The organism is Phenylobacterium sp. LjRoot97 (assembly GCF_964254345.1).
GTDB lineage: Bacteria > Pseudomonadota > Alphaproteobacteria > Caulobacterales > Caulobacteraceae > Phenylobacterium.
On record NZ_CAXUTH020000001.1, the window covers coordinates 1725538 to 1735259 of the forward strand.

Annotated in this window: 17 protein-coding genes; all 17 read left to right on the plus strand. The window is 64.3% G+C overall.

Features of this window, described 5'->3' with window-relative positions; genetic code table 11:
• Window positions 1-10 precede the first annotated feature (10 nt).
• Window positions 11-379 (plus strand): 50S ribosomal protein L14, encoded by a 369-nt coding sequence (gene rplN, locus ACSQ2H_RS08580; RefSeq protein ID WP_056018090.1) that lies wholly within the window; start codon window positions 11-13, stop codon window positions 377-379.
• On the plus strand, window positions 379-693 hold the full coding sequence (gene rplX / locus ACSQ2H_RS08585; RefSeq protein WP_183777099.1) for a 50S ribosomal protein L24: 315 nt from the start codon (window positions 379-381) through the stop codon (window positions 691-693). The genes rplN and rplX overlap by 1 nt, the downstream gene beginning before the upstream one ends.
• Window positions 686-1246 carry a 50S ribosomal protein L5 gene (gene rplE, locus ACSQ2H_RS08590; protein ID WP_436061008.1) on the plus strand — a complete coding sequence of 187 codons (561 nt, stop codon included), beginning with the start codon at window positions 686-688 and terminating at the stop codon, window positions 1244-1246. Before rplX ends, rplE begins: the two co-directional genes overlap by 8 nt.
• Before the next feature lie 21 nt (window positions 1247-1267).
• Window positions 1268-1573 carry a 30S ribosomal protein S14 gene (rpsN, locus tag ACSQ2H_RS08595; RefSeq protein ID WP_183777097.1) on the plus strand — a complete coding sequence of 102 codons (306 nt, stop codon included), beginning with the start codon at window positions 1268-1270 and terminating at the stop codon, window positions 1571-1573.
• A gap of 10 nt (window positions 1574-1583) precedes the next feature.
• Complete coding sequence (gene rpsH / locus ACSQ2H_RS08600; RefSeq protein ID WP_183777096.1) at window positions 1584-1979, plus strand: 30S ribosomal protein S8; 396 nt, start codon at window positions 1584-1586, stop codon at window positions 1977-1979.
• A gap of 1 nt (window position 1980) precedes the next feature.
• Window positions 1981-2514, plus strand: coding sequence for a 50S ribosomal protein L6 (rplF, locus tag ACSQ2H_RS08605; protein ID WP_436061009.1), 534 nt, complete (start codon window positions 1981-1983; stop codon window positions 2512-2514).
• Between the two features lie 3 nt (window positions 2515-2517).
• Entirely contained in the window at window positions 2518-2871 is a 354-nt protein-coding gene (gene rplR, locus ACSQ2H_RS08610) for a 50S ribosomal protein L18 (protein WP_436061010.1), read from the plus strand.
• Between the two features lie 10 nt (window positions 2872-2881).
• Window positions 2882-3490 carry a 30S ribosomal protein S5 gene (rpsE, locus tag ACSQ2H_RS08615; RefSeq protein WP_436061011.1) on the plus strand — a complete coding sequence of 203 codons (609 nt, stop codon included), beginning with the start codon at window positions 2882-2884 and terminating at the stop codon, window positions 3488-3490.
• Between the two features lie 3 nt (window positions 3491-3493).
• A complete protein-coding gene (gene rpmD / locus ACSQ2H_RS08620) occupies window positions 3494-3673 on the plus strand; it encodes a 50S ribosomal protein L30 (protein ID WP_183777092.1) in 180 nt (59 codons plus the stop codon).
• A 134-nt stretch (window positions 3674-3807) separates the two neighbouring features.
• On the plus strand, window positions 3808-4290 hold the full coding sequence (gene rplO / locus ACSQ2H_RS08625; RefSeq protein ID WP_436061012.1) for a 50S ribosomal protein L15: 483 nt from the start codon (window positions 3808-3810) through the stop codon (window positions 4288-4290).
• Between the two features lie 157 nt (window positions 4291-4447).
• A complete protein-coding gene (gene secY / locus ACSQ2H_RS08630; RefSeq protein ID WP_436061013.1) occupies window positions 4448-5800 on the plus strand; it encodes a preprotein translocase subunit SecY in 1353 nt (450 codons plus the stop codon).
• Between the two features lie 48 nt (window positions 5801-5848).
• On the plus strand, window positions 5849-6412 hold the full coding sequence (locus tag ACSQ2H_RS08635; RefSeq protein ID WP_436061014.1) for an adenylate kinase: 564 nt from the start codon (window positions 5849-5851) through the stop codon (window positions 6410-6412).
• 201 nt (window positions 6413-6613) lie between these two features.
• Window positions 6614-6982, plus strand: a complete 369-nt coding sequence (gene rpsM, locus ACSQ2H_RS08640; RefSeq protein ID WP_312167028.1) for a 30S ribosomal protein S13 — start codon at window positions 6614-6616, stop codon at window positions 6980-6982.
• A 12-nt stretch (window positions 6983-6994) separates the two neighbouring features.
• Entirely contained in the window at window positions 6995-7384 is a 390-nt protein-coding gene (rpsK, locus tag ACSQ2H_RS08645; RefSeq protein WP_183777088.1) for a 30S ribosomal protein S11, read from the plus strand.
• Between the two features lie 80 nt (window positions 7385-7464).
• Complete coding sequence (locus ACSQ2H_RS08650) at window positions 7465-8481, plus strand: DNA-directed RNA polymerase subunit alpha (protein ID WP_183777087.1); 1017 nt, start codon at window positions 7465-7467, stop codon at window positions 8479-8481.
• 214 nt (window positions 8482-8695) lie between these two features.
• Window positions 8696-9112: a 50S ribosomal protein L17 gene (gene rplQ / locus ACSQ2H_RS08655; protein ID WP_436061015.1), complete on the plus strand. Its 417-nt coding sequence runs from the start codon at window positions 8696-8698 to the stop codon at window positions 9110-9112.
• A gap of 154 nt (window positions 9113-9266) precedes the next feature.
• Window positions 9267-9722 (plus strand): VOC family protein, encoded by a 456-nt coding sequence (locus tag ACSQ2H_RS08660; RefSeq protein ID WP_436061016.1) that lies wholly within the window; start codon window positions 9267-9269, stop codon window positions 9720-9722.

Consider the following 9722-nt stretch of genomic DNA (forward strand, 5'->3'; position numbering starts at 1 on the left):
GTCTCATCCCATGATTCAGATGCAGACTAACCTCGAGGTCGCCGACAATTCCGGCGCCCGTCGTGTGATGTGCATCAAAGTGCTTGGTGGCGCTGGTCGCCGCTACGCCGGCGTTGGCGACAAGATTGTCGTCTCCGTGAAGGAAGCGATCCCGCGCGGTCGCGTGAAGAAGGGTGACGTGCTGCAGGCGATCGTCGTGCGCACGTCCTCGGCGATCAAGCGCAAGGACGGTTCGGTGATCCGTTTCGACAAGAACGCCGCCGTGATCGTGAACAAGCAATCCGAGCCGATCGGCACGCGGATCTTTGGCCCGGTTCCCCGCGAACTGCGCGCCAAGAACCACATGAAGATCATCTCGCTCGCCCCCGAGGTGCTGTAATGGCCGCGAAGATTAAGAAGGGCGACCGCGTCGTTGTCCTCACGGGCAAGGACAAGGGCCGTCAAGGCGCCGTCCTGCGCGTGCTGCCGAAGGAAGATCGCGTCGTGGTCGAAGGCCTGAACATGGTTCAGCGCCACACCCGTCCGACGCAATCGGATCCGCAGGGCGGCATCAAGAACAAGGAAGCGGCTCTCCACATCTCGAACGTGGCGATCGTCGATTCCAAGGGTAAGCCGACCCGCGTCGGTTTCCGCGTCGAAGGCGACAAGAAGGTTCGCGTCGCCAAGACGACCGGTGAGGTGATCAATGGCTGAGCAAGCTTACGAGCCGCGGCTTAAGACCGAATATCGCCAGCGCATTCGCGCGGCGATGAAGGAACAGTTCGGCTATTCCAACGAAATGCAAATCCCCAAGCTGGACAAGATCGTCCTGAACATGGGGATCGGCGAGGCTGTGACCGACTCCAAGAAGGTCCAGGCCGCGATCGCCGACCTGACGAAGATCGCCGGCCAGAAGCCGGTGGCGACCCGCGCCCGCAACTCCATCGCCGGCTTCAAGCTGCGCGAAGGCATGGTGGTCGGCGCGAAGGTCACCCTTCGTAAGGACCGCATGTACGAGTTCATGGACCGTCTGATCACCATCGCGCTGCCGCGGGTGAAGGACTTCCGGGGCCTGAAGCCCACTTCGTTCGACGGTCGTGGCAACTACGCCATGGGTCTGAAGGAGCACATCGTGTTCCCGGAGATCAACTACGACCAGATCGATCAGATGTGGGGCATGGACATCATCGTCGGCACGACTGCGAAGACCGACGAAGAAGCCCGTCAGCTTCTTCGGGAATTCCAGTTCCCGTTCGTTCAAGCGTAAGCGGCGGGAAGGAAAGAACAAATGGCCAAAAAAAGCGCCGTCAATCGCAATGAGATGGTCCGCAAGCTGGTGAAGCAATTCGCCGCGAAGCGCGAAGAACTCAAGGCGATCGCCAACGACGAAAGCCTGCCGCTCGAAGAACGCTTCGAAGCGCGCCTGAAGCTCGCCGAACTGCCGCGTAACTCGTCCAAGACCCGCATCCGTAACCGTTGCGAAGTCACGGGCCGTCCGCGCGCCTACTACCGCAAGCTTAAGATGAGCCGGATCGCCCTGCGCGAACTGGGTTCGAACGGCCAGATTCCTGGCCTCGTCAAGTCGAGCTGGTGAGGAGGGTCTCATGGTGAACGACCCCGTTGGCGATATGATCGCCCGCATCAAGAACGCCGCCACTCGCGGCCGTTCGAAGGTTTCCACGCCGGCTTCGAAGATGCGCGCGCGCGTCCTCGACGTTCTGGCGGAGGAAGGCTACATCCGCGGCTACCAACTCGTTCAGAAGCCGGGCGCTTTCCCGGAGTTCGAGATCGAGCTGAAGTACTTCGACGGCCAGCCGGTGATCGCTGAGATCCGCCGCGTGTCGAAGCCTGGTCGCCGCGTCTACTCGTCGATCAAGGACCTGAAGCCGATCAAGAACGGCCTGGGTATCTCGATCCTGTCGACGCCGAAGGGCGTCATGTCGGACACGGCCGCGCGTGACGCGAACGTGGGCGGCGAAGTCCTGTTGCGGGTCTACTAAGATGTCGCGGATTGGAAAGAAGGCGGTCGCCGTCCCTTCGGGCGTGACGGTGACCATCGACGGCCAGACCGTCACGATCAAGGGCCCCAAGGGTCAGCTGTCGTGGACCGTGGCCGAAGAAATCGAAGTCAAGCAGGAGGGGGCTGAGCTCCAGCTCTCCAAGCGCGTCGACTCGACCCGGGCGCAAGCCATGTGGGGCCTCTCGCGCACCCTGGTGAGCAACATGGTCGTCGGCGTGACCGAAGGCTTCGAGCAGACTCTCGAGCTGGTCGGCGTCGGTTACCGCGCCGCCATGAAGGGCCAGGCGCTCTCCATGCAGCTCGGCTTCAGCCACGACGTCGACGTGCCCCCGCCTGCCGGGATCACGTTCGCGACGCCGAAGCAGACCGAGATCAAGATCTCGGGCATCGACAAGCAAGCCGTCGGCGAGATCGCCTCGAAGATCCGTCGCCTGCGTCCGCCGGAGCCCTACAAGGGCAAGGGCGTCCGTTATGCCGGCGAGAAGGTTCGCCGCAAGGAAGGCAAGAAGAAGTAGGCCATGGCTCTTAAACCCCGTGACACCGCCAAGCGTCGTGCCGAGCGCACGCGCATCCGCCTGCGGTCGGTGGCGAATGGTCGGCCGCGTCTGTCGGTCTTCCGCTCCGCCAAAAACATCTACGCCCAGGTCATCGATGATGAGCGCGGCGTGACCCTGGCTGCCGCCTCGACCCTCGAGGGCGACAAGCAGAAGGGTTCCGACAAGGACGCCGCCGCCCGTGTGGGCGCGCTCGTGGCGCAACGCGCCATGGAAAAGGGCGTCAAGGACGTCGTCTTCGATCGTGGCGGTTACATCTACCACGGCCGGGTGAAAGCCCTGGCCGACGCCGCGCGCGAAGCCGGCCTGAACTTCTAGGGGTACGCTGATGGCTCGTGGAAACGAACAACGTGGTGGTGACGGCCAAGGCCGTCGTGACCGCAACCGCGGCAATCAAGCGGAAGAGCGCGCCGAATCCGACATCGTCGAGAAGCTGGTGCACATCAACCGCGTCGCCGCCACCGTGAAGGGCGGCCGTCGCTTCTCGTTCGCCGCCCTGATGGTGGTCGGCGATCAGAAGGGCCGCGTCGGCTACGGTCATGGCAAGGCGCGTGAAGTGCCGGAAGCCATCCGCAAGGCGACCGAGGAAGCCAAGAAGACCATGATCCGCGTGCCGCTCCGCGAGAGCCGCACCCTGCACCACGACGGCGCTGGCCGTTGGGGCGCCGGCAAGGTCATGGTTCGCTCGGCTCCTCCGGGCACCGGCGTCATCGCCGGCGGTCCGATGCGTGCGGTGCTTGAAACCCTCGGCGTCCAGGACGTCGTCGGCAAGTCGGTCGGCTCGTCGAACCCCTACAACATGGTGCGTGCGACCTTCGAGGCGCTGAAGGCTCAGTCTTCGCCCCGCCAGGTCGCCGCCAAGCGCGGCAAGAAGGTCGCCGACGTGCTGGGCCGCAAGGCCGACAGCGCTGCGGTCGCCGCCGCTGACGGAGAGTAATCCATGGCTAAGGTGACCGTTCGTCAGACGGCGAGCCCCATCCGCCGCAAGAGCGATCAGCGCGCGACCCTCATCGGTCTCGGCCTGAACCGCATCGGCCGCGTGTCGGTCCTGGAAGACACCCCGTCGGTGCGCGGGATGATCGCCAAGGTCCATCACATGGTGGAAGTGATCGAAGGCTAAGCGCCTTTCGACTGGACGTTTAGGAGAGGCGGCGCCAAAAGCGTCGCCTCTTCGGCCGTTTCGGCGGCCAACAATCTTTTTCAGCCGAGTCCGGGACGGATCCCGGGCGACAGATCTCCAAGGAGAGGCGTCACATGACCAAGCTCAACGAACTTTCGCCGCGCGAAGGCTCCACCAAGAACCGCATGCGCGTCGGCCGCGGCCCGGGTTCGGGCAAGGGCAAGACCGGCGGTCGCGGTGTGAAGGGCCAGAAGTCCCGCACCGGCGTGTCGATCAACGGCTTCGAAGGCGGCCAGATGCCGCTGCACATGCGGATGCCGAAGCGCGGCTTCAACAACCCGTTCGCCAAGGAATTCGCCGAAGTGAACCTGTGGCGCCTGGAGCAGGCGATCGCCGCCGGCAAGCTCGACGCCAAGAAGGCCATCGACGGCGCCGCCCTGGTGGCCGCCGGCGTCCTGCGCCGTGAAAAGGACGGCGTGAAGCTGCTCGGCAAGGGCGAGCTGAAGTCGAAGATCGAAATCACCGTCTATTCGGCCTCGGCCTCGGCGAAGGCCGCTGTTGAGAAGGCTGGCGGCAAGGTCACCACGACCGCCCCGGTCGCCGAAGCCGCCGAGTAAGCCGCTCTCCGCGCGTTAAGCGCGGGGACCCACGCTGATCATCCGGCGCCCGTCTGGCCCGCTTCCACAGTTTTGGGGGAGGGTGAGGCAAGGCGGCCGGATGACAGCGCAGGATGGACGCCCTATGTACGTCCGGTCCTTTAGTCTGGGGTTCTAAATGGCTTCGGCCGCCGAACAGCTCGCAGCAAATATGAACTTCGGCGCCTTCCAGAAGGCGACGGAGCTGCACAAGCGCATCCTCTTCACGCTGGGTGCGCTGATCGTCTATCGCCTCGGGACCTACATCCCGATTCCGGGCATCGACCCGGCGGCGTTCGCGCAGGCCTTCCAGGGCCAGGCGCAAGGCATCCTCGGCATGTTCAACATGTTCTCGGGGGGCGCCGTCCAGCGGATGGCGATCTTCTCGCTGAACGTGATGCCGTACATCTCGGCCTCCATCATCGTTCAGCTCCTCGGCACGGTTTATCCGCCGTGGGAGAAGCTGCGCAAAGAAGGCGGCGAAGCCGGACGCAAGACGCTCAACCAGTACACCCGCTACCTGACGGTCGTGCTGGCGCTGTTCCAATCCTTCGCCATCGCCACCGGGCTGCAGAACAGCCCTGGCCTGGTGTTGAACCCCGGCCTGTTCTTCCTGGCTTCGACGGTCGTCACCCTGACCGGCGGAACCCTGTTCCTGATGTGGCTGGGCGAGCAGATCACCAGCCGCGGCGTCGGCAACGGCGTGTCGCTGATCATCTTCGCCGGCATCGTGGCGGTGCTGCCGCAAGGCATCTGGCAGATGTTCACGATGACGCGGACCGGCTCGCTGTCGCCGTTCGCCATGTTTGCGATCATCGCCCTGGCCATCGTCGTCGTGTTCGCGATCGTGTTCATGGAGCGCTCGCAGCGCCGCCTGCTGGTGCAGTATCCGAAGCGCCAGCAAGGCAACCGGATGTTCGGCGGCGACACGTCGTTCCTGCCGCTGAAGATCAACACCGCCGGCGTCATCCCGCCGATCTTCGCCTCGTCGCTGCTGCTGCTGCCGACCACGGCGATGGGCTTCCTGGCGACAGCGGATCTGCCCGCCTGGGCCCAGTGGCTTCCAGGGATGGTCGGCCAGCTGCAGCACGGACGCCCGGCGTTCATGGTGCTCTATGCGCTGCTGATCATCTTCTTCTGCTTCTTCTACACGTCGGTCGTCTTCAATCCGGACGACACCGCCGAGAACCTGCGCAAGTACGGCGGCTTCCTGCCGGGCATTCGCCCGGGCAAGCGGACGGCGGAGTATCTCGACTACGTGCTGACCCGCCTGACCGTGATCGGCGCGGCGTACATCACGCTGGTCTGCCTGATGCCGGAAGCGCTGATCGGATATTTCAAGGCGCCGTTCTATCTGGGCGGTACGTCGATCCTGATCGTGGTGAGCGTGACCATGGATACGGTGACGCAGATCCAGTCGCACCTGCTGGCGCACCAGTACGAAGGCTTGATCAAGAAATCCAAGCTCCGCGGCGGACGCGGCGGACGCTAAGGATCGGTCCGGCCGAAAGGGGCGGCCGGGGAGGGGACATTTAAGAAGATGAATTTGATCCTGTTCGGCCCGCCGGCGGCGGGCAAGGGTACGCAGGCCAAGCGCCTGGTCGATTCCCGCAAGATGGTCCAGCTCTCCACAGGAGACATGCTGCGCGCCGCGATCGCCTCGGGCTCTGAGCTCGGCAAGCGCGTCGAGGGCGTCATGCAACGGGGCGAGCTGGTCACCGACGAGATCGTCATCGCGTTGATCGAAGAGCGTCTGCCGGAGGCCGAGGCGGCCGGCGGGGCGATCTTCGACGGGTTTCCGCGGACCCTGGCTCAGGCCAAGGCGCTGGACGAGATGCTGGCCAAGCGCGGCTCGCGAATCGATCTAGTGCTGCGCCTGAAGGTGGACGACGAGCAGCTCCTAAACCGAGTTGCTGGCCGCTTCGCCGAGTCGGGCCGCCCTGACGACAATCCCGAGAGCTTCAAGGTGCGGCTCTCGGCCTACAACGACCAGACCGCGCCCTTGCTGCCGTACTATCAAGACCAGGAAAAACTGGTCGAGTTGGACGGCATGGGTTCGATCGAGGACGTCGCCGCCGGAATCGACCAGGCCCTCAAGGCCTGATTTTCGGCGACCAACCCGCCCAGCGATTGCGGAAGTCTGAAAAGCTTCAGATTCCTGCGATTGCTCCATTGACGGAAACGCAACGTTCCCTATAACGGTGCGCTTCCGCGAAAGGGCGCGAAGGACGTGCCGGCCTTCCTGTATGGGATTCTGGGCCGGGGCGCCGTTCGCGCTTCTCTGCGTGACTAGGAGATTCAACGCGTGGCCCGTATCGCTGGCGTCAACATTCCGACTAACAAGCGCGTCGTCATTGCGCTGCAGTACATCCATGGGATCGGCCAGGCGAAAGCCAAGGAGATCGTCCAGAAGGTTGGCATTGAGGACGCTCGCCGCGTCAATCAGCTGACCGACGCTGAGGTGCTGCAGATCCGCGAAGCGATCGATCGCGATTACCTCGTTGAGGGTGACCTGCGTCGCGAGACGGCGGTCAACATCAAGCGTCTGATGGACCTGGCCTGCTATCGCGGCCTGCGTCACCGCAAGGGCCTGCCGGTCCGCGGTCAGCGCACCCACACCAACGCCCGCACCCGCAAGGGTCCGGCCAAGCCGATCGCCGGCAAGAAGAAGTAAGAGAGCTTAGCGATGGCCAAGGAACCGGCGCGCGTCAAACGTCGCGAACGCAAGAACATCACCTCGGGCGTGGCGCACGTGAACGCCTCGTTCAACAACACCATGATCACCATCACGGACGCGCAGGGGAACACCATCTCCTGGTCGTCGGCCGGCATGATGGGCTTCAAGGGCTCCCGGAAGTCGACCCCGTACGCCGCCCAGATGGCGGCCGAGGACGCCGGCCGGAAAGCTGCCGAGCATGGCGTGAAGACCCTCGAAGTGAACGTCTCGGGTCCGGGTTCCGGGCGTGAGTCGGCTCTGCGGGCCCTTCAGTCGGTCGGCATGACGATCACCACCATCCGCGACGTGACCCCCATTCCGCACAACGGCTGCCGGCCGCCCAAGCGCCGGCGGGTCTAAGTACCGCAGTACCGCAATCCCCACGCGCCGGACCGAGTTCTTCGTGTCCGGCGATCCTGCGTTTCGAGGGACATCTCTACGTGATCGAAAGAAACTGGAACGAGCTCATCCGTCCCGAGAAGCCGCTGATCGAGGCCGGAACCGACGCGAACCGCAAGGCGCGTCTGGTGGCCGAGCCGCTCGAGCGCGGTTTCGGGGTGACGCTCGGCAACAGCCTCCGCCGGGTGCTGCTGTCGTCGCTTCAGGGCGCGGCCGTGACCGCCGTCCAGATCGACGGCGTCGTGCATGAGTTCTCGTCGCTGGAAGGCGTTCGTGAGGACGTTGTCGACATCGTCCTGAACATCAAGCAACTGGCGCTGCGCATGCACGCCGAGGGCCCCAAGCGCATGACGCTGAAGGCCACCGGTCCGGGCGTGGTGACCGCCGGCCAGATCGAAGTCCCTTCGGACATCGAAGTGCTGAACCCTGACCACGTGCTCTGCACGCTGGACGACGGCGCCACCGTGCGCATGGAGTTCACGGTCAACAACGGCAAGGGCTACGTCGCCGCCGAACGCAACCGTCCGGAAGACGCCCCGATCGGCCTCATCGCCGTCGACAGCCTGTTCTCGCCGGTCAAGCGCGTCGCCTATCGCGTCGAGCCGACCCGTCAGGGCCAGAGCCTCGACTACGACAAGCTGATCATGGAAGTGGAAACCAACGGCGCGATCTCGCCGGTGGACGCGGTGGCCTTCGCCGCCCGTATCCTCCAGGACCAGCTGCAGATCTTCATCACCTTCGAAGAGCCGAAGAAGAAGGTCGAAGGCGAGAGCAAGCCGGAACTGCCGTTCAACCCGGCGCTGCTGAAGAAGGTCGACGAGCTGGAGCTCTCGGTCCGTTCGGCGAACTGCCTGAAGAACGACAACATCGTCTACATCGGCGACCTGATCCAGAAGACCGAGGCGGAAATGCTCCGCACTCCGAACTTCGGCCGCAAGTCGCTGAACGAGATCAAGGAAGTGCTCGCGGGCATGAACCTGCATCTCGGCATGGACGTGCCGAACTGGCCGCCGGAAAACATCGAAGAGCTCGCCAAGAAGTTCGACGATCAGATGTAGGACCCTCCGAGGCCCGCCTAGCGGGCCTCGGTTCTTAGGACTGTGCGCTGACTCCAAGCCGCTCGCGCGGCGAGGGCCCGGTGAAGCCGCGACAGCGGTGGAGGGCTCCGGTGCTTCGTTTTGACCCCGCTGGGAGCAGGCTGGGACTTGGTTAGGCAAGGGCGTCCTCTGCAACAGGGGCGTCCAGCGGGTCGAGCGACCCAGGAGATATGAAATGCGTCACGGCAAAGCCCACCGCAAACTCGGTCGTACGACCGCCCACCGCACCGCTATGTTCGCCAACATGGCGGCGAGCCTGATCAAGCACGAGCAGATCGTCACGACCCTGCCGAAGGCCAAGGAACTGCGTCCGGTCGTCGAAAAGCTGGTCACGCTCGCCAAGCGCGGGGACCTGCATGCCCGTCGCCAGGCGATCAGCCAGGTCCGCGATGTCGAACAAGTCGGCAAGCTCTTCGCCGTGCTCGGCCCGCGCTACAAGGAACGTCAGGGCGGCTACATCCGCGTCCTGAAGGCCGGCTTCCGCTACGGCGACAACGCCCCGCTGGCCGTGATCGAGTTCGTCGATCGCGATCCGGCCGAAAAGGGCAAGGACTCGGGTCCGGTCCAGGACGTCGGCTTCGCCGACGAATAAGACCAACCTGCAGTCAGCAGATTTCGAGAGCCCCGGGCGGAAACGCCCGGGGCTCTTTGCTTTGGCGTTTCGGCTTGCGAATATATTTGCAGAAAGTGGAAAATATTATATCTTTCGGAAATTGAATGCGCCGCGCGAACCAGGGAGGTAAGCGATGAGCGACCGCAGGAAGCTGCCGACGATCGGCCCGCTGCTCTGGTATCGCGACCCGATGGCGGCCATCGCCTGGCTGGAGGGGGCGTTCGGCTTTGAAACCCGCATGGTGGTCGAGGACGGACAGGGCGGGGTGATCCACTCCGAGCTCGCGCTCCACGACGGCTACATCATGGTCGTGGGGCCGCCGAGCGGCCGCGCCGTCAGCCCGGCGGCGTTCGGCGGGCGATCGACCCAGTCGGTACACGTGCAACTGGATGATGGCCTCGACGACCTCTGTGGGCGCGCCCGCGGCGCGGGGGCCGTCATCGAGCGCGAACCAGCCGACCAGCCCTATGGCGACCGCGTCTTCACCTGTCGAGACCTGGAGGACCATCCCTGGTCGTTCGGCCAGACAGTGCAGGACCTGTCGGTCGCACAGATGGAACAGGCCACCGGCCACAAGATCATAGCCTGA

Coding starts and splice junctions, on each gene's coding strand:
- rplN (WP_056018090.1), top strand. CDS start 11: ATGATTCAGATGCAGACTAACCTCGAGGTCGCCGACAATTCCGGCGCC.
- rplX (WP_183777099.1), top strand. CDS start 379: ATGGCCGCGAAGATTAAGAAGGGCGACCGCGTCGTTGTCCTCACGGGC.
- rplE (WP_436061008.1), top strand. CDS start 686: ATGGCTGAGCAAGCTTACGAGCCGCGGCTTAAGACCGAATATCGCCAG.
- rpsN (WP_183777097.1), top strand. CDS start 1,268: ATGGCCAAAAAAAGCGCCGTCAATCGCAATGAGATGGTCCGCAAGCTG.
- rpsH (WP_183777096.1), top strand. CDS start 1,584: ATGGTGAACGACCCCGTTGGCGATATGATCGCCCGCATCAAGAACGCC.
- rplF (WP_436061009.1), top strand. CDS start 1,981: ATGTCGCGGATTGGAAAGAAGGCGGTCGCCGTCCCTTCGGGCGTGACG.
- rplR (WP_436061010.1), top strand. CDS start 2,518: ATGGCTCTTAAACCCCGTGACACCGCCAAGCGTCGTGCCGAGCGCACG.
- rpsE (WP_436061011.1), top strand. CDS start 2,882: ATGGCTCGTGGAAACGAACAACGTGGTGGTGACGGCCAAGGCCGTCGT.
- rpmD (WP_183777092.1), top strand. CDS start 3,494: ATGGCTAAGGTGACCGTTCGTCAGACGGCGAGCCCCATCCGCCGCAAG.
- rplO (WP_436061012.1), top strand. CDS start 3,808: ATGACCAAGCTCAACGAACTTTCGCCGCGCGAAGGCTCCACCAAGAAC.
- secY (WP_436061013.1), top strand. CDS start 4,448: ATGGCTTCGGCCGCCGAACAGCTCGCAGCAAATATGAACTTCGGCGCC.
- ACSQ2H_RS08635 (WP_436061014.1), top strand. CDS start 5,849: ATGAATTTGATCCTGTTCGGCCCGCCGGCGGCGGGCAAGGGTACGCAG.
- rpsK (WP_183777088.1), top strand. CDS start 6,995: ATGGCCAAGGAACCGGCGCGCGTCAAACGTCGCGAACGCAAGAACATC.
- rplQ (WP_436061015.1), top strand. CDS start 8,696: ATGCGTCACGGCAAAGCCCACCGCAAACTCGGTCGTACGACCGCCCAC.
- ACSQ2H_RS08660 (WP_436061016.1), top strand. CDS start 9,267: ATGAGCGACCGCAGGAAGCTGCCGACGATCGGCCCGCTGCTCTGGTAT.